This is a genomic window from Micromonospora sp. CA-249363 (genome assembly GCF_050950185.1).
GTDB lineage: Bacteria > Actinomycetota > Actinomycetes > Mycobacteriales > Micromonosporaceae > Micromonospora.
Genome location: NZ_CP192020.1, coordinates 2,577,757 through 2,600,471, shown reverse-complemented (window position 1 = coordinate 2,600,471; position 22,715 = coordinate 2,577,757). Strand labels below are relative to the sequence as shown.

Genomic DNA, 22,715 nt, shown 5'->3' with positions numbered 1-22,715 from the left:
GTAACACCTCCGCGACGGGTACTCGCAGGCCGCACCCCGGCTGGCACCGGAACGGGCCACCCCGGCGACACCCGACGGTCAGGAGGCGGCAACCCCGCTCGATGGCGCCGGCGCGTCCGCCGGACGCCGCTGCGCCGGAGCGGTGGCCGTAGCGCCCGCCGTCGGACCCTCCGGCCGTCCGGGCCCGTCGGCCACCGGGGAGCCCGAGGACACGTCCGGGTCCGGCCGCAGGACGACCGTACGGGGTGGCGCGGCGGGCGAACCGCCGATCGGCCGAGGGTGACCCGCTCCGAGCGGACCACCGCCGCCGGTCGGACCGCTCCCCCCGCCGGCTGGCCCGTCGCCCCCGGAACCCGAGTCGTCGTCGGCCTCGTTCTCCCGCGCACGGCCCGTGGCGGGACGGGTCCGGTCGGCGGCGTGCCCGAGGACCCGCAGCGACGCCAGCGCCGCCATCGGCACCACCAGGGCCGCCGCCGCGCCGGCCACGTCCAGGGCCGCGCCGTCGAGCACACCGCCCAGCACCGCCGCGACCGCCGTGCCGGCGAATGCCGCCCGCACCGCCGGGTAGATGCCGAACAACCGCATCAGCCCACCCCACGGCTGGAGCAGGGCGAACCACACCAGCAGCCCGCCGGCGAGCGCCAGCACGGTCAACGGGCTGTTCACCAACGTCTCGAAGTTCGCGGTGCTGGACCGGTGCACGGTGAAACCGCCGGTGCCGTCGCCGACCGCGGACAGGAACCGGCCGAGGCTCCCCCGCTCGGCCGCCGGCCGGCGCAGGTCCACCACGGCGAAGCCGATCCCGACCGCCAGGGCGGCCATGGTGGCCCAGGCCAGTCGACTGATGGTCAGCCAGCCACCGGCGCTGATCGCCGCCGCCACGCTCAGGCCGGCGGTCAACGCGATCGCGCCGACCGGGTCGGCGCCCAGGTACGGGCTGCCGACCACCACCACGGCGAGGCCGCCGACGGCGACCATCACGGCGGGCCGCCAGCGACGGTGCACCCGCTGGGCGAGCCATCCGCCGGTCACCAGCGCGCCGGCGAGGAACACGCCCAGCGCGACCGTGCTCAGCCCGGCGTAGCGGCCACCCTGCAACGCCGAGTAGCCGACCACGCCGTTGAGCTGGAGGCTGGCCCCGGTCAGCACGTCCACGCCGACCACCAGGGTCGTCAGGCCGGCCACCGCGCCGACCGGGCCGAGGGTCTTCGCGTACCCGGGGGCGAAGCGGACCGCGGCCGTGCCCCCCGCGACCAGCAGCGCGGTGACCCCGGCGAAGATCCACCCGGGGTGCCCGCCGCGCCACCAGGGGACGGCGTCGGCCAGCAACGCGGCCGGAACGGTCAACGCCGCCGCGACCAGCACCAGCTCGACGACCGCCACGACCCGGGCGGGGATCGGGGTCGGACCGGTCGGGCCGGCGTGTGGCCGCGCGCGGCGCAGCAACGGCAGCACGGCCAGGGCCAGGAGCACCTGCACCCCGGCGAGCAGGGTGAAGAACCCGCCGGAGACGGTCCGCTGGGCGGCCGCCTCCCGGTCGGCGTCCGCCGGGGCGTTGATCGCCTCCGTCAGGTCCGCCGGCCGGCCGCCGGTGCTGACCGCCGGCCGGCCGAGGAACAGCCGCTCCGGCATCGGCCGGCCCAGCGCGGCCAGCGCCGTCGGCGCGAGGTCGACGAGCTGGAGGTAACCGTCCCGGCCGGTGCTGGCCGAGGTGAGCCAACCCCGCTCCCAACCCGGCCCGTCGGCGATCGCCACGTGCAGCCGCGACGGCCGCTCGGTGTCGGAGATGCCGGCGACCAGCACCAGCGAGCGCGGCGGGCGGGCGGCCAGGACCCGGGCCAGTTGGGCGTCGGCGGCCCGCGCCTCCGCGGCGCGCGCCGCCGGGTCGGTCCCCTCGATCGTGCCGAGGTCGACGATGCTCAGGACGCACGAGCCGAGCAGCCGACGCGGATCGGCCGGCAGCCCCGCGGCGTACCTGTCGACCCGGCCGAACGGCCGTGCGGCGGCCACTGCGGCGCCCGGCCCCACGGCGACCGAGCAGCGCACCGACTCCGACAACGACCCGGGCAGGGTCCCCCACGGCAGCCGCTGCTGGTTGTACTGGACCACGCTCTCCTGGTCGGGGAGGTTCGCGCCGATCCCGTCCGGCTGCTCCACGGCCACCGAGGCCGGCGGACAGCCGCCGTCCGGGCGGGCGCCGTTCCATCCGGCGAAACTGCCCGCGCCGAGCGTCAGCCAGCCGTCCACCGGGCAGGTGGGCCGGTGCGCGGACCGCACCGACAACGAGCCGATCGAGCCCTCCTGGGCCATCCGCCACAGCGTCGGCGTGCTCTGCTGGTCGACGTCCTCCCAGCGCAGCCCCGCGATGCCGGCGAGCACCACGAAGTCGGCGGTGCGCTGCGGCGTGCCCTGCGGCGGTCGGACGGCCAGCGCGGCGACGCCCAACGCCACCACGAGCACGGTCAACAGGGCCGGGGCCAGTCGACGCACCATCACCGGTGTCCCGTCAGGGGCGCGTCGGAGCCGGGCGCCGCCGGGTGGGCGGCGAGTTCGGCGTAGAGGGCCGCCAGCACGGTGACCGTGTCCGCCTCGGTGGGCCACGTCGCCGCCCGTTCGGCGCCGCGCCGACCGAGGTCGGCCCGGGCCGCCGGGTCGTCCAGCAGCGCGCGCACCGCCGCGTCGACCGCGTCCACGTCGACCGAGGGGACCAGCGCGGCGGCGTCACCGACCAGTTCCGGCAGGCCGCCCACCGCCGTCGTCACCAACGGGACGCCGGCCCGCATCGCCTCCTGGGCGAACAACTGCCGCGCCTCCCATTCGCTGGTCACCACCGCGAGGTCCGCGCCGGCGAGCAGGTCGGCCACATCGGTACGGTGCCCCAGCAGGGTCACCGGAGCACGGGCCGCCGAGATCCGGGCGGCCAACGCCAGGTACGCCGGGCCACTCCCGGCGATCACGACGACCGGCGGTGGGGTACGCGTCCGCCAGCGGGCCGCCGCGTCGACAAGCACGTCGTAGCGCTTCTGCGGGTGCAGCCGCCCCACGGAGAGGATGAGCGGCTGCTCCGGTCCCACCCCGAACTCGGCGCGGACGGCGGCGCGACGCCGACGCGGCACGGGCAACGTCGGGGCGGCGACCGGGGCGAGCCGCGCGTCGGCGGCGCCCAGCGCGGCCGCCCGCTCGACCAGGTCGGCGGACGCCCCGAGCGCCACCCGGGCGCCCCGGGCGACCACCCGCTCGACGAGCCGGGACACCCCGCCGCGCAACCCGCCCGCGAGGACCGCGTTGTGCCAGGTCACCACGAGCGGCGCGGTCGGCCGGGCCAGGACGGCGACGAGACCGGCGCGCAGGCCGTGCGCGTGCACCACGTCGACACGGGCCGTGGCGAGCACCCGCCGCAGGGCGAGCACCGCCCGCGCGTCGGCCGGGGTCGGGCTGGCCGGGATCTCCACCGGTTCGAAACGCGCGCCGACGCCGGTGAAGTCGAACTGCTCCTGCGTCGCCGCCGGCCCACAGACCAGCACCGTGGCCCCGGACGCGACGAGCCCGCGCGCCACCGAACGGACGTGCTGGCCGACCCCACCGGTGCTGGACGCCAGCACCAGCGCCACAGCGCCCGACCAGCCGTTGGTCTCCGTCATGCCGGCCACCGCCGGTTGGTGTTGACAACGCTCACCGAACCGCCGTCTCCTTCCCGTCGCCCCGCTCCGGGGGCACCGCGCCCGGCGTGGACGTGCCGGCTTGGCCCCGCTGGCCCCGCCGGAGGCGGCGGGCCACCGCGGTCAGTAGCGGCCGTACGTCCCGCCGGTCGACGAACCAGACCACGACGAGGAACACGACACCGACCAGAACCCCGGACAGCATGCCCTGACCGAGCGCCACGGCCGTCGTCGGGGTGCCGCCGTCCAGCCTGTCGAGCCACCGGCTCAGGCCCAGACCGGCGAGCGCGGCCAGCAGCCCGGCGAGGACGCCGGCCGCCCCGGCGCGCGCCGCCCCGGCTAGCGCGGCCGCACCGGCGGCCCGCGTCACCGCGACGACCAGCAGCGCACCCAGCACCACCATGCCCACCGAGTTCGCGGTCGTCACGGCGAGCACCCGGTCGGTCAGCGGCAGGATCCGGCCGAGCGCCAGCACCGCGACCGGCACCACGAGGAAGCCGACGGCGGTCGCCACCGTCGCCGCCCGGGTCTGCCCGCGCGCGTAGAGCGCCCGGGTGAGGATCGCGAACAGGCCGTAGCCGACCAGGCCCGGGGCGTACCCGATGATCGCGGCGGCGGCGGTGGGCGCGGTGGACGCGGGGAAGAAGAAGTGCCCGACCGGCCCCGCGGTCCCCACCAGCGCCGCCGCGCCGAGGCAACTGAACAGCAGCACCCCGCGCACGGCCGGCGCGAGGGTCGCGCGGTAGGCGTCCTCGTCGCCGACCGAGCGCGCCGCCGCGAGGGTCGGGTACGCCGCCACGGCCAGCGGCACCGCGAGCACCGCCCACGGCAGCAGGTAGACGGTCTGCGCCAGGTTGTAGACGCCGGGATTGCTGCGCGCGCCGGCGGTCACCTGGTTCAGGCTGACGATCAGGGCGATCTGCTGCGTGGTGACGGTGACCGCGCCCGCCACCGCCAGAGCGCCGACCCGGGCCCGCGCGTCGGCGGGGAACCCGAACCCGGGCCGCGCCCCCAGTCCCAACCGGCGGACCGGGACGAGCAGCGACAGCGACAGCACCACCACGCCCAGCGTGGTGCCGGCGGAGAGCAACACCTCGCCGCCGGGGCTCACCCCGCCGACCGTGGCGTAGCGGCCCTGGGTGGCCGTGAACCCCAGGTAGACCACGATCACGGTGAGGCTGGACAGCAGCGGGGCGAGCACCGGCCAGGCGAAGCGGCGGTGTGCCTGGAGCACCCCGGTGAGCACGATGCCGACCCCGTACAGCGGGAGCTGCGGCGCGAAGACCCGCAGCATCCGTACGCCGCTGTGCTGCTGGGCGTCGGTGAGGTGGTGCCCCAGCGACTCGACCACCGGGCCGGCGAACAGCGCCACGAGCAGCGCGAGCGGCACCAGCAGGGCCAGCGTCCAGGTCAGCAACGCGCCGGTGGTCCGGGCGACCGTCGTACGGTCACCGGCCTCGACCGCGCCGGCCAGCAGCGGTACGACGAGACTGGCCAGCGCGCCACCGGCGACGATCTCGAAGATGAAGTTCGGTACGGCGTTGGCGACCACGTAGGCGCCGCCGAGGTCGGTCGGGGCGAGGCTCCAGGTGAACACGGCGGTCCGGCCGAAGCCGGCGAGCCGGCTGAGGACGGTGAGGGCGGCGATGAGCGCGGCTGCCCCGGCCACCCGGCCGGCGCCGGCGAGGGGGGCCGGTCTGGTCACGTCAGTCGGTGCGCCGGCCCAGTGCGTCGAGCTCCCGCAGACCCGGGGTTCGCTGGATCACCGCCGTGAAGCTGACCTTCTCGCTGGCGGCGGTGAGCCCGGCCAGCACGGCGAGCAGACCGGCCCGGCCGAGCGGGCCGCTGCGGGCGGCCAGCGCGACGCCGAGCAGCGCGCCGAGCGCGTTCGCGCCGCTGTCGCCGACCATGACGTCCTCGGACAGGTCGTCGCCGAGCAGGCCGGCGGCGGCACCGGCGGCACCGGCGGCGATCCCGCCGTGCGGACCGCCGGTCAGCGGCGCGGCGAGCAGCAGCCCGGACTTGATGGCCCGGCCGGGTCGCAGGTCGAGCAGGTTGAGCAGGTTGGCGGTTCCGGCGATCACGCCGGCGCCCAGCAGCACGTCGACGCCCCGGCCGAACGCCCCGTGGCGCTGCCGGCGCGGGTGCGCGGCGACGCGGGGATCGGCGGCGAGCAGCGCGGCGGCGCCCAGGCCGGCCGCGCCCACCCCGACCACCTTGACGAGCCCGGCGGTGACCCGCCCCTCGCGCAGCGCCGCGAGGTGCCCGGCGAAGCCCTTGGCCGCCTTCTGCTCGGGCCGCGCCCCGACCACGTCGTCGTAGAGCCCGACACCGCCCGCGCCGAGACCGGCGACCAGGGCGGCCCCACCGGTGGCGGCGCTCGTCGCGCCGAACGCGCCCGCGGCGGTCGCGCCGGCCGCGAGGGCCGGGCCGGCGGCGAGGGTCACCGTGCGGCCCCGGAAGTTGGTGCGCTCAAGCGCCGGCCCCACCGGGGCGGTCCGCACCTCGCGCAGCGCGTACCGGGCGGCGGCCGCTCCGGCGGCGGCGATCAGCAGCCGTCCCAGTGTGCTCATGCCGGCACCTCGTCGATTACGGACACGGCGGTACGTCGTTCGCTCACTGGGGCAGTCTAGGCAGCAGGGACGCGGCGTTGTCGCCGACGCCGTACTGGCCGGCCTTCTTCTCGGTGAGCTGCTGCACCAGAGCCAGGCTGGTGACCAGTTGACCCTGGACGGTGTTGGCGTTGTCGACGGTCGAGATCGTCTGCGACAGCACCGGGTCGCCACGGACCACGGACACCACGTTGCCGCCGGCGGAGCCGTTGCCGCCCACCACGATCGCCCCGGTGCGGTCGAACTGTTCGGCGATCTTGACGACCGACTCGTCCCGCTTCTCGGAGTCCTTGTCGACGTACGGCTGGCCGCTGACCACCACGACCGCCTCCGCCGGGCCGGTGACCTTGTTGTTGTCGGTGGTCAGGTAGCCGGCGTTGTTGTACGCGGCGAGCACCGCCCGCCGGTCGGCGTCGCTGACCGGAGCGGTGCCCTGGGCGCGGTCCAGCAGGACGCTGGCCAGCAGCGCGCTGGAGGTCTCCACACCGTGCCCGTTGCCCGGCAGGCCGGTGGTCTGCGCGGTGGGCCGGGCGGCGGTGACGGCCAGCTCCAGCAGATTGGAGTTGTTGTCCGGGTTGAGGAACTTGTCCTGCAGGTCCACCCGACCGGTGATGGTGGCGCCGGCGAGCTGGAGCTTCTTGAGCACACCCTCGGTGTGGTCACGACCGTTCGGCAGGCTGAGCACCACCACCCGCCGGCCGCTGAGGGTGCCCGGCAGGACCACCTGCGACATCTCCTCGGCGAACTCCTCCTCCAGACCGAGCTGCTTCTCCATGTTGGCGACCTGCTGACGCCACTGCTGGTTGTCCTTGCGCAGCCCGGTGACCTGCTGCTTGAGCGAGTCGGCGACCGGGCCGTTGAGGGCGGCGGTGCCGACCACCAGGCCGATCGCCAGGGCCAGGAAGACCGCGGTGAGGGACACCACGTGGTAGCGGAAGTTGATCACGCTTGCAGCCTCTTGATCGGTCGGGAACTAGAAGAGCCGGTACAGCTGGAACACGAAATTGTCCCACCACTCGGCGACCACACCCAGGTACGCCTTCCCGACGGTGGAGACCGCCACCGCGGAGGCCATCGCCGCGATCGCCGAGAGCACCAGCAGCAACAACGACGAACCGGAGATGCTCTGCCGGTAGAGCCGGCTCACGCCCTTGGCGTCGACCAGCTTGCCGCCGACCTTCAGCCGGGTCAGGAACGTCGAGGCCATCCCGCCGCGCCCCTTGTCGAGGAACTCGACAAGGGTGGCGTGGGTGCCGACCGCGACCAGCAGCGAGGCCCCCTTCTCGTCGGCCAGCAGCATCGCCAGGTCCTCGCTGGTCGCCGCGGCGGGGAACGTGATGGCCGGGACGCCGAGCCCGTTGACCCGGGGCAGGCCGGGCGCCCGCCCGTCCGGGTAGGCGTGCACGATCACCTCGGCGCCGCAGCGCAGCACGTCGTCGGTGACCGAATCCATGTCCCCGATGATCATGTCTGGGGTGTACCCGGCCTCGACCAGCGCGTCCGCGCCGCCGTCCACGCCGATGAGCACCGGCTTGAACTCCCGGATGTACGGGCGCAGCACGTCCAGGTCGGCCTTGTAGTCGTACCCCCGGACCACGATCAGGCAGTGCCGGCCCTGGATCTGGGTCTGGATGTCCGGTACGCCGACGCCGTCGAGCAGCAGGTCGCGTTCCTGGCGCAGGTAGTCCATCGTGTTGGCGGCGAACGCCTCCAACTGCACCGACAGCCCCTCGCGGGCGTCGGCCATCGCCTTGGCGACCGACTCGGCGTCCTGCAGGGTGCCGTGCGCCACCGGCTCCTCGCCCGCGAACACGGTGTTGCCCTCGATGCGTACCTGGTCGCCCTCGCGGATGCGCTCGAAGACGCCCTCGCCGAGATCGTCCAGCAGCGGGATGCCGGCGGCGATCAACACCTCCGGCCCGAGGTTGGGATAGCGGCCGGAGACCGACGGCTTGGCGTTGAGGACCGCGGCGACACCGACAGCGACCAACGAGTCGGCCGCCACCCGGTCCAGGTCGACGTGGTCGATGACCGCGATGTCACCGGGGCGAAGCCGGCCGACCAGGCGTTTCGTTCGGCGATCAAGGCGCGCGGTGCCGAGGACTCTGCCCGGTTCGGCATTCCGGTTCCGGCGCAACGTGGGTAGACGCATCGTGACCATCCTGGCATGTGAGGCAGGCTTTTCTGTCGCGACATGCCTGAGCAGGGCCGCCTACCCAGGGAAGCACACGCCTGCGGGAGCCGGTGTGCTTGCGCCCACAATACGCGGCGTCACAACCGCCTTTCCTTCGCCGCGACCGCCAGAAGCTCCTCGGCGTGAGCGATACCCAGATCCGAATCGGGCAAACCGGCGAGCATCCGGGCCAGTTCGCGGGCGCGTTCGGTGTCCTCCACGACCCGTACGCCGCTGGTGGTCACCGCGCCGCCGGTGTCCTTGGCCACGACGAGGTGCCGGTCGGCGAACGCGGCGACCTGCGGCAGGTGCGTGACGACCAACACCTGGTGACTGCGGGCCAGCCGGGCGAGCCGCCGACCGATCTCCACCGCGGCCTGACCGCCGACACCCGCGTCGACCTCGTCGAAGACGAGCGTGGGCGGACCGCCGGAGCCCGCGAAGACCACCTCGATGGCGAGCATCACCCGGGACAGCTCACCGCCGGAGGCGCCGCGCTGCAACGGCAACGACGGCGCGCCCGGATGGGCCAGCAGTCGCAACTCCACCTCGTCGCCGCCGTCGGCCGCGACGCCCACCTCGACGCCGTTGACCGTCAACGACGGCTCGGCCCGGCCCGCGGGTCGGGGCAGCACCGCCACCTCGATCCGCGCGTGCGGCATCGCCAGACCGGCCAACTCGACGGTGACCTGGTCGGCGAAGCGGACCGCCGCCTCCTGCCGCGATGCCGACACCCGGGCGGCCAGGTCGGCCACCTCGCCGGCCAGCCGCTGCCCCTCCCGGTCCAGCTCGTCGAGCAGGTCGTCGGAGGTGTCCAGGTCGGACAGTCGGGTGCGGGCCCGCTCGGCCCAGGCGACGACCCCGTCGACGTCGTCGGCGTACTTGCGGGTCAACGTGCGCAGCGCGGCCCGCCGCTCGTAGACGTGCTGCAACCGGGCCGGGTCCGCGTCCAGCGTCGCCAGGTACGCCGACAGCTCCGCCGACACGTCGGTGACCAGGGTGGCCGCCTCCTCCAGGCGGGCCGCCAGCTCACCCAGCGCGGGATCGGTGCCGGCCTGCGCCTCCAGGGTGCGCCGGGCCGTGCCGAGCAGCGCCGCCGCGTCCGGCGTCTCGTCGGTCGCCTCCGCGCCACCCGCCACGCACTGCTGGGCCAGCTGCGCGGCCGTGCGCAGCCCTTCGGCGTGCTCCAGCCGCTGCGCCTCGGTCTTGAGCTCGTCGTCCTCGCCGGGCTGCGGGTCGACCCGGGTGATCTCGTCGAGGCCGAGCCGCAGCAGGTCGGCCTCCTGGCTGCGCTCGCGGGCGTTGCGCCGCCGGTCGGCCAGGTCGTCGACGATCCGCCGCCAACCGGTGTACGCCTCGCGCAGCGCGTCGAGCAGCTTCTCGTGCGCCGGTCCGGCGAACCGGTCCAGGGCGGCCCGCTGCTCGGCCGGACGCAGCAGGCGCAGCTGGTCGGACTGGCCGTGTACGGCCACCGCCTGCTCGCCGACCTCGCCGAGCATCGACACGGGCATGCTCCGGCCGCCCAGGTGGGCCCGCGAGCGGCCCTCCACGGTCACCGTACGGCTCAGCAGCAGCGAGCCGTCCTCGTCGGGCTCGCCACCGGCGTCGCCGATCCGGGCGTGCACCGCGTCGGCGACGCGCCCGGAGAGGCGCAGCCGCCCCTCGACCACGGCCCGGCCCGGCTGGGCACGGACCCGCCCGGCGTCGGCCCGGCCGCCGAAGAGCAGGCCGAGGCCGGTGACCACCATCGTCTTGCCGGCACCGGTCTCGCCGGTGATGACGTTCATGCCCCCGGTCAACGGCAGCGTGGTGTCCTCGATGACGCCGAGTCCGGTGATGCGCAGCTCTTCCAGCACAGCACCCGACAGTAGACGCGAGGGCCGACAGTTGACCAGCCGACGGGCCCCACGACCGGGCCCCGGTGCGGTCGTGACCTCGCCGACGTACAGTCTTGCCCCGTGTTGGACGTGATCGGCCTGACTCCCGCCGAGGAGGCGCTCTACCGCTGCCTGCTCCAGCTCACCACGGCCCGCCTCGACGAACTGGTCTCCCGGCTCGGCTGGCCGCGGGCGCAGGTGGTCGAGCAGGTCGAGGCGTTGCGGGCCAAGGGTCTCGTGCAGCCCACCGACGACGATCCGGACGCCCCGCTGTACCCCACCGCGCCGGACGTCGCCCTCGGCGCCACGCTGCTGCGCCGCCAGGAGGACCTGGAGGCCGCCCGCCACCGGGTCACCCAACTGGCCGAGGAGTACCGCGCCGGCCTACGCCGCCACCACGTCGACCATCTGGTCGAGGTGATCCGTGGCGGACGGGCGCTGCGCGACCGCCTACGCGACCTGCAGAACTCGGCCCGCGAGGAGGTGCTGTGGTTCTGCCGCGCCAACCCCCTCGCCATGGCCGGCCCGGAGAACGTCGAGGAGTTCGACGCCCTCGCCCGCGGGGTGAGCTACCGCGCCATCTACGAGCGGGACCTGCTGCTCGAACCGGGCGCGCTGGCCGACCTGACCAAGGGGGTCGCCGCCGGTGAGCAGGCCCGGGTGCTGGACCGGCTGCCGGTCCGACTGGCCATCGTGGACGGGCGGACCGCCATCTGTCCGCTGGTGCCCGACCGGGGCAACGGCGAGCCGAGCGCCGCGGTGATCGGCCGCAGCCAACTGCTCGACGCGCTGCTCGCCCTCTTCGAGAGTTACTGGCGGGTCGCCACCCGACTGCGACTCGACGACCCGCTCCCCGGCGCGACGACCGAACACCGCCGCGGCAGCGGCTCCAGCGGCGACCGCCGCGGCAGCGGCTCCAGCGGCGACCGCCGCGGCAGCGGCTCCAGTGGCGACCGCCGCGACACCGGCGACGAGCGTCCGGCCGACGGCTACCGGCCCGACGCCGACGAGGCCCGGCTGCTGTCGCTGTTCGTGGCCGGCGTACCGGACAAGTCCATCGCCTCCCAGCTCGGGGTGAGCCGCCGCACGGTGCAGCGCCGGCTCGCCGACCTGATGGACGCCGCCGGTGTCGACACCCGTCCCGGGCTGGCGTTCCAGGTCGCCCGGCGCGGCTGGCTCTGACCTGGCGCTGCGGCCGTGGCGCGACGAGGGACGCGGCCGGGCCCACCGTCGCCTTGACGGTGGGCCCGGCCGGTCCGGCGATCAGCGCAGCCCGTACGCCCGCAGCACCGTCTGGTCGACGGTGTTGCCGGCCCGGTCGGCGGCGTGCACCCGCAGCGACACCGTTCCGCGTCCGGCCGGCACCATCGCCGTGTAGCGGACGCCCGACCCATGGGTCGGTACGGACCGCCAGGTGACGCCCTCGTCGAACGACACCTGCACGGTCAGGCCGGCGCCCTTCGGAGCGGCCACCCCGGCGGGCTGGCGCAGGGTCAGCCCCACCTGGTGCGGACGGTTGCCGGGCACGGTGCCGGACAGGTCGGCCGGCACCCGGTAGTCCACCTGCAGCAGCGACAGCGGCGTGGCCGCGTCACCCGCCGGGCGGGCCGACGTGAACTGCCACGCCGTGTCCGTCCGGGTGGCGTAGCGCCACTCGTCCGAGGCCCGCCGCGTCGTCACGTCGAGGCGGTAGCGGGCCGCCGCCGCCGTGGTCGACACCGGCGCCCAGCCGTCGGACAGGTCGGCGATCTGCCGCCCGTCGCGGCTGAGGCGGGCCTCGACGGTGTCCGACTCCTCGCTGTCGCCCGCCACGCTGTAGTGGCCGTCAGCGTCGACGAACTCGGGCACCCGCACGTCGAGGACGTCGCCCGTCCGCGTCGGCACCGGCGCGCCGCTCGCCGGCACGGCCGGACGGATCACCGGAGCGTGCCAGGACTCGGTCTCGCGGTCGTCGGCGGCATACTGGCGGGGCTCCTGGGTGAGGCCACCGGTCAACTGCCCCCACTGCATGAACATCTGCTTGTGCAGCACCCGGTGCTGCCACCAGTTGTCACCGGCGCTGACGAACTCCTGCCGCGTGGTGCCGTTGTGGACCAGGCGCTGGTCGTCGTTCCAGGCGTACTCCTGCCACGGACGCCAGCCGAACCGCTCCTCGGTGGCCCAACCCGCGCCCGTGTCGCCGTAGCGCGCGGTCACCTCGGCGGTGTTTCCGGCGGTCACCGTGTGCACGATGCGCTCCGGCACCCGCCCCTTCGACACCTGCCACACGTCGTACAGGTAGGGGCTGTCCACGGTCAGCGTCAGGTCCAGCGTGGCGCGAGCCTTGCGGGCCGCCGCGATGAGTCGCTGCCCGTCGTCGTACGCCACGACCATCGCCGGTACGGGCAGCCGCTCCCCCTCCGGACGCCAGACCGTCCACGCGCTCTGGTCCTCGGGGCGCACGATCAGCACCGCCGCCGCGCCGGCCGCCGCCGCCGCGGCCACCTGTTCGTCCTCGCTGCGGTTCTCATCGGTGGTGAGCAACGCCGCCGCGCCCCGCACCCGGGTCAGCTCGGCGGACGTTCCGGTGCCCGCCCAGACCAGCGGCAGCGTGCGTCGGCCGGTCGGCGCCGGGGACGAGCCCAGCAGGTTGATGTCCGACGGCGCGGACACACCGGTGACCGTGGCGTCCACCATGGGCGCGACGAGCTGCCAGCGGGAGGCGAACTCGAACTCACCCTGACGCACCGGACGGGTCGGCGTGACGTTGACCTGCTGGATGGTGCTGTACGCCATGACGCCGTGGTCGATCTGCCGGCCGTTGCCCAGCACCCGGTGCACGTAGAAGCTGAGCGTGGCCCGCTGTTCGCTGGGCTTCGGCGTCTCGATGCGTACCGGCGTGCCTCTGCGGGCGTCGAGCACGACCGTCAGGTCCCGGTCGACGGTCAGCTCGGGTTCGACGGTCTGGGTCAACTGCTCGTCCAGGGGAGCGCCGTGCTCGACCAGCGCGGTCAGCAGGTAGGTGCCCTCCTCGACCCGCAGGGTGCCCTCGCCCGGCCACCAGCCCCAGTAGTCCGACTCCGGCTGCTCACCGAAGAGGGTCAGGGCGGGCGAGAGGGTCAACTGACCCTGACGGCCCAGCACCTTGATCGTGACGTCGTGCTGCGGTCCGCTGACGGTGAGGCCCACCGGCGTGCGCACGGCGACGCCGTCCGCGCCGGTCGCCACCAGCCATCCTCCGTGCGGACCCCGGGCCAGTTTCGCCGGGTCGGCGCGCAGCGGCACGGCCACGCTGCCGCCCGCCGGCACGGTCACCTCGCCCGAGCCGACGGCGACGCCGTCGGTCTCGGCCGCGCCGCTGTCCAGGTTGCGCAGCTCCAGGGCCAGGCGCAGGGTCCGCGCGACGGAGGTGCCATTGGTGTACGTCACACTGCGCTCGGCCACCGGTCCGCCGGTGTTGACCCGGCCGAAGTCCGCGGTGGCCGACGCGTACACCCGTTGGGTCAGCGCCCGCGCCACGTCGACGCGACCGCCGCCCTGTTCGAAGACGGTCAGCTCCGGGTTCGCCTTCGTGGTGCTCACCAGCGCGTCCTTGAGCGTGCCGGCCTTCCAGTCCGGGTGGTCCTGGGCGAGGATCGCCGCCGCGCCCGCCACGTGCGGGGTGGCCATGGACGTCCCGGACGCCGCCGTGTAGGCGTCGCCGACCGGCGTACCCATGGTGGTGCCGGCGGCTCGCGCGGCGACGATGCCCACGCCCGGCGCGGTGATCTCGGGCTTGATGCCGTTGTCGCCCACGCGCGGTCCCCGGCTGGAGAAGTCCGCCAGGTTGTCGTCGCGGTCGACCGCGCCGACGGTCAGCGCCGCCGTGGCCGCGCCCGGCGCGTTGACGCTCCGCGCCTGGCCCGAGTTGCCGGCGGCGATCACGAACAGCGCGCCCGTCTCGGCGGTCAGGTCGTCCACCGCCTGGCTCATCGGGTCGGTGCCGTCGGTCGGGCCGCCGCCGAGGCTCATGCTGACGACCTTCGCGCCGGAGTGGGCGGCCCACTCCATGCCGGCGATGATGGCCGAGTCGTAGCCGGAGCCGCCGTCGTCGAGCACCTTGCCGACCAGCAGCCGCGCGCCCGGGGCGACGCCCTTGCGCAGCCCCGCCGAGGCCGCGCCGCTGCCCGCGATGGTGGCGGCGACGTGGGTGCCGTGGCCGTGGCCGTCCCGGGCGCTGCCGCTGCCGGAGAAGTCCCGCTCCTCGGCGATCCGCCCGGCCAGGTCGGGGTGGGTGGCGTCGACCCCGGTGTCGAGCACGGCCACCGTCACGCCGGTGCCGTCGCGGCCGGCCGCCCAGGCCGCCGGAGCGCCGATCTGCGGCACGCTGTGCTCCAGCGTCGGGCGCACCCGACCGTCCAGCCAGACGTGGGCGACACCGCCGCCCAACCGGGGAGTCGTCGTCCGGGTCGTCGTCGTCCGGGTCGTCGGCGTACCGGCGAGCGTGGTCCACAGGCCACCCAGGTCAGCCTTGCCGACCCGCACCGCGGCGCCGTTGATGCTCGGCAGGGGCCGGGCGTCGGTGACGCCGCCGAGCGGCCGGACCCGACCGGCGGACGGCTCCTGGTAGCGCACGATCAGTGGCAGCGCGCCCTGCGCGGCGTCGCCGTAGCCGTCGGCGGCCAACTCCTGCACGTCGAACAGGTTGGCGTCCAGGACACCGCTGGAGATGTAGGGCGCGGCGTCGCTGGGCACGACCCGCAGCCCACCGTCGACCTCGAGGGTCTGGAAGATGATCCGCTCCCGCCCGGCTCCCGGGCGTACGGTGGCGGCGACCCGGCCCGGCGCGGCCGGCGACAGTTCGACCTGGTCGCCGGTGATGAGGGTGATGCGGACGGGCGCGACGGCCGGGGCGGACGCGCCCAGGCTCGGGCCGGTGGGCCGGACGGGCGGCTCGGCGGACGCCGGCGCGGCGAGGCCGACCACCAACGCGCCGACCGCGCCGGCGCTGAGCCAGCGGGGGGACCAGTGCATGCGATGCGCTCCTTCACTCCTTCGGGCCCGACATCCGTGGATAAGGACCGATCGGAGTCTGCGACGCAGCGCACAACCAGGTCACTAGCCTCTCGCCGCCGCAGCGGCGACATGTCGTCAGGTGGACAACCGCCGGACACCGACGGTGTGCGCCACCGTCACCGGCGGCTGCCCCGCCAGCCGTGCACCGGCAGGCCGAACTTGGCGACCAGCCGGTCGGTGAACGGGCGGGCCCGCAGCCGCACGATGCGCACCGGCAGGGCCCCGCGCCGCACGGTCACCCGGGCGCCCGGCGGCAGGTCGTACACCCGGCGACCGTCGCAGCACAGCACGGCGAGGGTGGTGAACGGGTCGACGGTGATGACGAACGTCGAGGTGGGGGCGGTGACCAGTGGACGGCTGAACAACGCGTGCGCGCTGATCGGCACCATCAGCAGGGCCTCCACCTCCGGCCACACCACCGGACCCCCGCCGGAGAACGCGTACGCGGTGGAGCCGGTCGGGGTGGCGCAGACGACGCCGTCGCAGCCGTAGCGGGAGAGCGGACGCCCGTCCACGTCGACGAGGAGCTCGAGCATCTGTGCCCGTTCGCCCTTCTCGACGCTGATCTCGTTGAGCCCCCACGACTCGATCGTCGGCCCGCCGTCGAACTCGGCGGTGACGTCGAGCGTCAGTCGCTCGTCCACGGTGTAGTTGCGCTCGACGACGTCGCGGACCGCGATGTCCAGGTCGTCGATCTCCGCCTCGGCGAGGAAGCCGACCTTGCCGAGGTTGATGCCGAGCAGGGGCGCCTTCGCCGGACGGGCCAGCTCGGCCGCCCGCAGGAACGTCCCGTCCCCGCCCAGCGCGAAGACGATCTCGGCGCCCTCGGCCGCCTCCGGGCCGGCGACCGGGACCACGCCGGGCAGGTCGAGATCGTCGGCCTCGTCGGCGACGACCCGCACCTCGAATCCCGCGGCGATGAGGTCAGCGGCGACCGACCGGGCGTGCTCGGTGCTGCGCCGACGACCGGTGTGGGTCACCAGCAGCGCGGTGCGGCTCATCGGACCGGCCGCCCGTCCACGACGGCACGGCCCGGCGCCCACGCCCCGGCACGTCCGCGTGCCGTCGTGTGCCGCTCGCTGTACGCCTTCACCCTGCGACCTCCTCCGCCGCCACGTCCGGCACGTCGCCGGCCGTCGTCGTGCCGTCCGGCCCGGCGTCCACCACGGCCCGTACCCGCTGCGGATCGGCCGCCGGCGCGCCCCGGCGCAACCATACGAAGAACTCCACGTTGCCGCTGGGACCCGGCAGCGGGCTGGCCGCCACGTCCGCCAGGCCGAGGCCGAGCTGGGCCGCCGCGGCGGCCACGTCGAGCACCGCCTCGGCGCGCAGCGCCGGGTCGCGGACCACCCCGCCGGCCCCGACCCGCTCCTTGCCCACCTCGAACTGCGGCTTGACCATCAGGGCCAGGTCGCCGTCCTCGCGGGTGCAGCCGGCCAACGCCGGCAGCACCAGCCGCAACGAGATGAACGACAGGTCGGCCACCGTCAGGTCGACCGGCCCACCGATCGTCTCCGCGACGAGGGTACGGACGTTTGTGCGTTCCAGGACCCGGACGCGCTCGTCGGTCCGCAGGGACCAGGCGAGCTGCCCGTAGCCGACGTCCACGGCCACCACCTCGGCGGCGCCGGCGCGCAGCAGCACGTCGGTGAAGCCTCCGGTCGAGGCGCCCGCGTCCAGACAGCGCCGCCCGGCGACGCGCAGCCCACCGAACGCGGCGAGAGCCCCGGCGAGCTTGTGCCCGCCCCGGGAGACGTACTCCTCGGTCGGGTCGGCGCCGGTGACCAGCAGCGGGTCGGCGGGGTCGACCATCGCGGCGGCCTTGCGCGCGGGCACTCCGCGCAGCTGGACCCGGCCAGCCTCGACCAGCGCGGCGGCCTGCTCACGCGAGCGGGCCAGCCCGCGACGGACGAGTTCGGCGTCCAGCCGGTTGCGACGTGCCATGGGTGTTTCTCCGGTCTGTCGGGCGAGGTCGCCCTGTTCAGGTCTGGTCGATGGTGGCGAGGGTTTCGCGCAGCGTCTCGTAGGCCGCCTCGTACTGCGCGATCTGGTCGGCCGGGGCGAGCGCCGCCGCGTTGTCCATGGCCCGCACGGCCGCGTCGACCGCCGGGTGGCTCGCCGCGTCGTCGGCGTCGGCCGCCACGTCCGGCGGCGGGCCCGGGCGGACGCCGGGCGGCGGGCCCGGCCGAGCCGCGAACGAGCCGGCCGGAGGCGGGCCGGGCCGGAAGCCCCCGGGTGGGCCGGGACGCGCGCCGTCGCTCACGACGCACCGTCCGGGCGGCGCTTACGGACGGCCTTCTTCGCCGGCATGTCCGCCGGAGTCGGGGTGTCGTCCTGGCTGACGGGCGTCTGCGTCTCGTCGCCGGTCCGGCTGATCGTCGCGGGAGGCTTGCGGGCGATGGCCTTCTTCGCGACGGCCTTCTTCGCGATCGCCTTCTTGGCGACGGGCGCGGGGGCCTTCTCGGCGACGGGCGGCGCGGCCTTCTGGGCGACCGGTGCGCCGGCGGGGCCGTCGGACGGCACCAGGCCATCGCCGGGCTGCGCCGCGCGGGTCGGGTCGGGCTGCGGCGTGGCGTCGGCGGACGGACCGCCGGCCGTCGTCGAGCCGGACGACTCGGTGGCCCGCGCCTCGCGCAGTTGCCGTTCCAGGTCCCGTACCCGCCGGGTCAGCTCGGCCACCTCGTCGGCCGTCGCCAGACCGACCGCGCCGAGGGCCCGGTCGACCTCGAAGCGGACCAGCTTGGTCAACGCCTCCCGGTTGGCGGCGCTGGTGCTCACCAGCTCCTCGGCGAGGGCCTGCAGCTGGGCGGCGGTCGCTCCGCCCGTGCCGACGACACGACGCACCGCGTCCTGCGCCTTCTTCCGGGGCGCCTCCGCCAGGCCCAGGGCCAGTTCGAGGTAGGCGCGCCACGCGTCCTGCATGCCTTGGTCCTTCCATCGGGCGGGGTCTGCAGGTGTCACGCTACCGGGCACCGCGGACTGTCCCGTGCGGTACGGTGCCGGGGACGGCGTGGCAATCGGCGAGGGGGACATGTGGCCAGCGTGGACGAGTGCCGGCAGGCGTTGCAGGAGCTGGCCGCCCGGTTGGACCGCAACGCCGAGACGGTCCGCGAGCGTATCGACCTCGAGCGCACTCTGGCCTGCCGCATCACCGACCTGGACACGGCCTTTCACGGGCGGATCAGTGGTGGCCGGCTGGTCGAACTGGCCGACGGCGACGACCCGAAGGCCAAGATCGCCTTGAGCACGTCCAGCGACGACCTGCTCGCCCTGGTCCGCGGTGACCTGGACGTCACCAAGGCGGTCACGTCCCGCCGGGTGTCGATCAAGGCCAACCCGTTCGACCTGATGAAGCTGCGCAAGCTGCTCTAGAGGTTCGCGCTCGCCCGGCCGGTGTGGCGGTGGCCGGCCTCGGCCGTCAGCTGTCCCGCCGTCGGCCGGGCCCACGCCGTGCGGGCGGCCTTCACGCGGTGGCCGGCCTCACGCGTCGGCGGGCAGCCCGAAGCTCTTCAGGGCGGCAGCCGCCTCCGGGCCCGCCGGGCGGATCGCCGGCACGGCCGGGGCCGCCCAGGCAGCCCCGCACAGGGCGGCCAGCGCGTCCAACGCCCGGCCGTCGCCGGCCAGCTCCAGCGTCCCGTCGCGGTCCGTGACGGACCACCCGCCGGCGTCCGTCGGGCCCGGGACCCGCACCGCCGCCGCCGGGTCGAAGAGCCCCGCCAGATCCCGTGCGACGTACGTCGGCCGTCGTCGTGGCTCGGCCGCGAGCAGCTCGGGTACGTCACTGACACCGGTGAGCACGAGCAGGCTGTCCAACCCCGCCCGGCGGGCACCCTCGATGTCGGTGTCCAGCCGGTCTCCGACGACCAGTGCCTTCCCGCCGTCGCCGCGCCGAGCGGCGGTCTCGAACAGGGCCGACTCCGGCTTACCGACCACCAGGTCCGGATCCCGCTCCAACGCGGTCCGCAGCACCGCGACCAGTGACCCGTTGCCCGGCAGCGGGCCACGGGCGCTGGGCAGCGTACGGTCGGTGTTGGTGGCGACCCAGATCGCGCCGGCCCGGACCGCGACCGACGCCTCGGCCAGCTCGGCCCAGCCGACCTGGGGGCCGTAGCCCTGCACCACAACGGCCGGCTTCTCGTCGGCGCGACTGACCGGGGTCAGCCCGACCGCCCGCAGCTCGGCGCGCAGCGCCTCCGCACCCACCACCAGCACCGGCGCGCCGGCCGGCAGCCGGTCGCGCAGCAGCTCGGCTGCCGCCGCGGCGGAGGTGAGGACCTCCTCCGGTCGCGCCGGCACACCCATCCCGGTCAGCAGGTCGGCGACGTCGCCGGAACGGCGTGAGGCGTTGTTGGTGGCGTACGCCACGGCCCGCCCCTCGGCGTGCAGCCGGGCCACCGCCTCGACGGCGCCGGGAATCGGCCGGTCGATCAGGTAGATCACACCGTCCAGGTCGAAGACGACCAGGCTGTACCCGTCGATCAGCCGTTCCCCGGCGTTCGCGCTCACCGCTGCGTCGACTCCGGCTCGTCGCCCCGGGCGGGGGCGGCCTCGTCGCCGTTCACGACAGCGTCGCCGTTGTCGACGGGCGTGGTCGGGGCCGGAGAGGCGTCGTCCTTCTCGGCAGCGCGGACGTCGTCGTCACCGTCGACGTCCTCGTCGTCACCGTCGACGTCCTCGGCGTCCACCCGGTCGGCGTCCTGCGCCAAGCGGCCGGTGACGCCGTCCTCCTCGTCGTCGTCGAAGTCCTCGTCGTCGTCGACGTCCTCGTCGCCAGCTGTGGCGGCGAAGTCGTCGTCGTCCTCGTCGTCGTCGACGTCGTCCTCGTCGGTGTCGCCTGCGGTCAGGTCCGTGTCCGGCTGAGCCGGTACGGCGCCCGGAGTGCCCGGCCCGGCGGCGATCTCCTCGGTCTCGTCCTCTTCGTCGCCCTCGATGAGGACGCCGTCGAGTTCGAGCAGCCGCTCCGCGGCGTCGGTCTCGCCCTCGGTGTCCACGTCCGCGGCGCGGGAGAACCACTCGCGGGCCTCGTCGCGCCGGTCCACCGCGAGCAGCGCGTCGGCGTACGCGTACCGCAGTCGTGCCGTCCACGGCACCGTCGTCTCGCTGGTGAGGTCGGGCACCTGGAGCATCGCGACCGCGGCGTCCTTCTGGCCGAGGTCACCCCGCGCTCCGGCGGCGACGATCAGCAGCTCGATCGCGACGGCCTGGTCCAGCTTCTCCTGGTCGGCGCCCCGATACAGGTCGATCGCCCGCTCCGGCCGGCCGAGCGCGCGCTCACAGTCGGCGAGCACGGCGAGGTGACTCTGCAAACCGGTCATCCGGTGGTACGTCCGCAGCTCGGCGATCGCGGTCTGCCACTCCCCCGCGTGGTACGCGGCCAGGCCGACCGCCTCGCGGACGGCGGAGATCCGCGACGCCAACCGCCGGGCGGCCAGCGCGTGGGCCAACGCCTCGGCCGGGTCCTCGTCGATCAGCTGACCGGTGGCGACCAGGTGTCGGGCCACGGTCTCGGCGACCGGCTTGTTCAGCGAGAGCAGCTCGGCACGGACGTCCTTGTCGAGGTCGGTCGCGACGATGTCGTCCGGCAGTGCCGGGGCCACGTTGCGCCCACCCTCGGACGCCTCCGGGCCCGCCCCACGCTCGTCGCGGCGGTAGTCGTCCTCGCGACGCGGCCGCTCGTCGGCCCGGAAGCCGCCGTCACGGTCGCCACCGCGGTATCCGCCCTCACGGCGGTCACCACCCCGGAAGCCGCCCTCACGGGGCGCACGGTCGCCACCCCGGAAGCCGCCCTCGCGGTCGCCGCCCCGGAAGCCACCCTCACGCGACGCGCCCGGACGCGAGGCGCCACGCTCACCACCGCGGAAACCACCGGAGTCGCGGTCGCCGCTCCGGAAACCGCCCTCGCGGGGCGGACCGGAACGACCACGGTCACCGCCACCCTGGTAACCGCCCTCGCGGCGGTCACCACCACGGAACCCGCCCTCACGGCGGTCACCGCCGCGGAAGCCTCCCTCGCGGTCGCCGCCCCGGAAGCCGCGCTCGCGGTCACCCCCACGGAAACCACCGTCACGGTCACCGCCCCGGAAGCCACCCTCGCGCGGTCCGCCGGAGCGCGACGCGTCGCGGGAACCACCGTCACGGCGGTCGCCCCCACGGAAGCCACCTTCGCGGTCGCCGCTCCGGAAGCCACCCTCGCGGCGGTCGCCCCCACGGGAGCCACCGTCACGGTCGCCGCCGCGGAAGCCACCCTCGCGGGGCGGACCGGAACGACCACGGTCACCGCCACCCTGGTAACCACCCTCGCGGCGGTCACCGCCACGGAAACCGCCCTCGCGGTCGCCGCCCCGGAAGCCACCCTCGCGCGGCCCGCCGGAGCGCGTCGCGTCGCGGAAACCGCCCTCGCGGCGGTCGCCACCACGGAAACCACCCTCGCGACGGTCACCACCACGGAAACCACCCTCGCGACGGTCACCACCCCGGAAGCCACCGTCACGGTCGCCGCCCCGGAAGCCACCCTCGCGGTCGCCGCCGCGGAAGCCACCCTCGCGGGGCGGACCGGAACGACCACGGTCACCGCCACCCTGGTAACCACCCTCGCGGCGGTCACCGCCACGGAAACCGCCCTCGCGGTCGCCGCCCCGGAAGCCACCCTCGCGCGGCCCGCCGGAGCGCGTCGCGTCGCGGAAACCGCCCTCGCGGCGGTCGCCACCACGGGAGCCACCCTCGCGGTCACCGCCCCGGAAGCCGCCCTCACGGGGCGGACCGGAACGACCACGGTCACCGCCACCCTGGTAACCACCCTCACGACGGTCACCACCACGGAACCCGCCCTCACGCGGCCCGCCGGAGCGCGACGCGTCGCGGAAACCACCCTCACGACGGTCGCCACCACGGGCGCCACCATCGCGGTCACCGCCGCGGAAGCCACCCTCGCGACGGTCGCCACCACGGAAGCCACCCTCGCGGTCACCCCCACGGAAACCGCCCTCGCGGTCACCGCCGCGGAAACCGCCCTCACGACGGTCGCCACCTCGGGCGCCACCATCGCGGTCACCGCCCCGGAAGCCACCCTCACGGGGCGGACCGGAACGACCACGGTCACCGCCACGGAAGCCACCGTCCCGGTCGCCGCGGAAACCGCCTTCGCGACGGTCACCGCCACGGTCACCGCCATCGCGGCCGCCGGTGTAGCCGCCACGGGCGCCGCCGGCGTTGTCACGGTCTCCCCGGTACGGGGGCCGGTCATCGCGGCGCGCTCCACGGTCGCGTCCAGCCGGGCCGTCGGTGCGGTCCTCGTAACGACGGGGACGGTCTCCGCCCTGCGGTCCTGAGCTCACAGGTACATCCTTCCTGATTGCGCCAC

The 22,715-nt window shown here is 75.2% G+C and carries 17 protein-coding genes; 3 read left to right on the top strand and 14 right to left on the bottom strand.

Annotated features, from left to right (window positions below):
* Window positions 1-78: 78 nt before the first annotated feature.
* From ACQPZK_RS11940 to recN, 7 genes are all read right to left on the bottom strand, one after another.
* Window positions 79-2,493, bottom strand: coding sequence for a hypothetical protein (locus ACQPZK_RS11940; protein ID WP_433538345.1), 2,415 nt, complete (start codon window positions 2,491-2,493; stop codon window positions 79-81).
* Complete coding sequence (locus ACQPZK_RS11935) at window positions 2,493-3,641, bottom strand: glycosyltransferase family 4 protein (protein WP_433538344.1); 1,149 nt, start codon at window positions 3,639-3,641, stop codon at window positions 2,493-2,495. Before ACQPZK_RS11935 ends, ACQPZK_RS11940 begins: the two co-directional genes overlap by 1 nt.
* Window positions 3,642-3,672: 31 nt before the next feature.
* Window positions 3,673-5,364 carry a murein biosynthesis integral membrane protein MurJ gene (murJ, locus tag ACQPZK_RS11930; RefSeq protein WP_433538343.1) on the bottom strand — a complete coding sequence of 564 codons (1,692 nt, stop codon included), beginning with the start codon at window positions 5,362-5,364 and terminating at the stop codon, window positions 3,673-3,675.
* A 1-nt stretch (window position 5,365) separates the two neighbouring features.
* Entirely contained in the window at window positions 5,366-6,232 is an 867-nt protein-coding gene (locus ACQPZK_RS11925; RefSeq protein WP_433538342.1) for a hypothetical protein, read from the bottom strand.
* Between the two features lie 43 nt (window positions 6,233-6,275).
* Complete coding sequence (locus ACQPZK_RS11920) at window positions 6,276-7,217, bottom strand: copper transporter (RefSeq protein ID WP_433538341.1); 942 nt, start codon at window positions 7,215-7,217, stop codon at window positions 6,276-6,278.
* 27 nt (window positions 7,218-7,244) lie between these two features.
* Window positions 7,245-8,423, bottom strand: coding sequence for a putative cytokinetic ring protein SteA (steA, locus tag ACQPZK_RS11915; protein ID WP_405433895.1), 1,179 nt, complete (start codon window positions 8,421-8,423; stop codon window positions 7,245-7,247).
* A gap of 119 nt (window positions 8,424-8,542) precedes the next feature.
* A complete protein-coding gene (recN, locus tag ACQPZK_RS11910; protein ID WP_433538340.1) occupies window positions 8,543-10,300 on the bottom strand; it encodes a DNA repair protein RecN in 1,758 nt (585 codons plus the stop codon).
* A 102-nt stretch (window positions 10,301-10,402) separates the two neighbouring features.
* On the opposite strand from recN, the gene ACQPZK_RS11905 reads away from it, so the two are divergent.
* Window positions 10,403-11,503, top strand: a complete 1,101-nt coding sequence (locus tag ACQPZK_RS11905; RefSeq protein WP_433538339.1) for a helix-turn-helix domain-containing protein — start codon at window positions 10,403-10,405, stop codon at window positions 11,501-11,503.
* Between the two features lie 81 nt (window positions 11,504-11,584).
* Here ACQPZK_RS11905 and ACQPZK_RS11900 read toward each other — a convergent pair whose 3' ends face one another.
* The 5 genes from ACQPZK_RS11900 to ACQPZK_RS11880 form a co-directional block, all read right to left on the bottom strand.
* Window positions 11,585-15,313, bottom strand: coding sequence for a S8 family peptidase (locus ACQPZK_RS11900; protein WP_433538338.1), 3,729 nt, complete (start codon window positions 15,311-15,313; stop codon window positions 11,585-11,587).
* Window positions 15,314-15,471: 158 nt separating this feature from the next.
* Window positions 15,472-16,356 (bottom strand): NAD kinase, encoded by an 885-nt coding sequence (locus ACQPZK_RS11895; RefSeq protein ID WP_433538337.1) that lies wholly within the window; start codon window positions 16,354-16,356, stop codon window positions 15,472-15,474.
* Window positions 16,357-16,444: 88 nt separating this feature from the next.
* Window positions 16,445-17,299, bottom strand: a complete 855-nt coding sequence (locus tag ACQPZK_RS11890; RefSeq protein ID WP_433538336.1) for a TlyA family RNA methyltransferase — start codon at window positions 17,297-17,299, stop codon at window positions 16,445-16,447.
* A 37-nt stretch (window positions 17,300-17,336) separates the two neighbouring features.
* Window positions 17,337-17,618, bottom strand: coding sequence for a hypothetical protein (locus tag ACQPZK_RS11885; RefSeq protein ID WP_433538335.1), 282 nt, complete (start codon window positions 17,616-17,618; stop codon window positions 17,337-17,339).
* On the bottom strand, window positions 17,615-18,277 hold the full coding sequence (locus ACQPZK_RS11880) for a hypothetical protein (RefSeq protein ID WP_433538334.1): 663 nt from the start codon (window positions 18,275-18,277) through the stop codon (window positions 17,615-17,617). Before ACQPZK_RS11880 ends, ACQPZK_RS11885 begins: the two co-directional genes overlap by 4 nt.
* Before the next feature lie 111 nt (window positions 18,278-18,388).
* Here ACQPZK_RS11880 and ACQPZK_RS11875 point away from each other — a divergent pair, with 111 nt between their 5' ends.
* Entirely contained in the window at window positions 18,389-18,727 is a 339-nt protein-coding gene (locus tag ACQPZK_RS11875) for an SCP2 sterol-binding domain-containing protein (RefSeq protein WP_355050207.1), read from the top strand.
* A 108-nt stretch (window positions 18,728-18,835) separates the two neighbouring features.
* Here the strand turns inward: ACQPZK_RS11875 and ACQPZK_RS11870 are convergent, their stop codons facing one another.
* Window positions 18,836-19,861: an HAD-IIA family hydrolase gene (locus ACQPZK_RS11870; protein WP_433538333.1), complete on the bottom strand. Its 1,026-nt coding sequence runs from the start codon at window positions 19,859-19,861 to the stop codon at window positions 18,836-18,838.
* Complete coding sequence (locus ACQPZK_RS11865) at window positions 19,858-20,856, bottom strand: hypothetical protein (RefSeq protein WP_433539185.1); 999 nt, start codon at window positions 20,854-20,856, stop codon at window positions 19,858-19,860. Before ACQPZK_RS11865 ends, ACQPZK_RS11870 begins: the two co-directional genes overlap by 4 nt.
* Between ACQPZK_RS11865 and ACQPZK_RS11860 the strand changes: the two genes are divergently transcribed.
* Window positions 20,845-22,683 carry a hypothetical protein gene (locus ACQPZK_RS11860; protein WP_433538332.1) on the top strand — a complete coding sequence of 613 codons (1,839 nt, stop codon included), beginning with the start codon at window positions 20,845-20,847 and terminating at the stop codon, window positions 22,681-22,683. The two genes, ACQPZK_RS11865 and ACQPZK_RS11860, sit on opposite strands and share 12 nt — an antisense overlap.
* The last annotated feature ends 32 nt before the right edge of the window (window positions 22,684-22,715 follow it).

Excerpts from the sequence above, each read along its gene's own strand:
- ACQPZK_RS11895 (WP_433538337.1), bottom strand. The coding sequence starts at position 16,356 with ATGAGCCGCACCGCGCTGCTGGTGACCCACACCGGTCGTCGGCGCAGC.
- ACQPZK_RS11925 (WP_433538342.1), bottom strand. The coding sequence starts at position 6,232 with ATGAGCACACTGGGACGGCTGCTGATCGCCGCCGCCGGAGCGGCCGCC.
- steA (WP_405433895.1), bottom strand. The coding sequence starts at position 8,423 with ATGCGTCTACCCACGTTGCGCCGGAACCGGAATGCCGAACCGGGCAGA.
- ACQPZK_RS11900 (WP_433538338.1), bottom strand. The coding sequence starts at position 15,313 with ATGCACTGGTCCCCCCGCTGGCTCAGCGCCGGCGCGGTCGGCGCGTTG.
- ACQPZK_RS11890 (WP_433538336.1), bottom strand. The coding sequence starts at position 17,299 with ATGGCACGTCGCAACCGGCTGGACGCCGAACTCGTCCGTCGCGGGCTG.
- ACQPZK_RS11880 (WP_433538334.1), bottom strand. The coding sequence starts at position 18,277 with ATGCAGGACGCGTGGCGCGCCTACCTCGAACTGGCCCTGGGCCTGGCG.
- ACQPZK_RS11940 (WP_433538345.1), bottom strand. The coding sequence starts at position 2,493 with ATGGTGCGTCGACTGGCCCCGGCCCTGTTGACCGTGCTCGTGGTGGCG.
- ACQPZK_RS11935 (WP_433538344.1), bottom strand. The coding sequence starts at position 3,641 with ATGACGGAGACCAACGGCTGGTCGGGCGCTGTGGCGCTGGTGCTGGCG.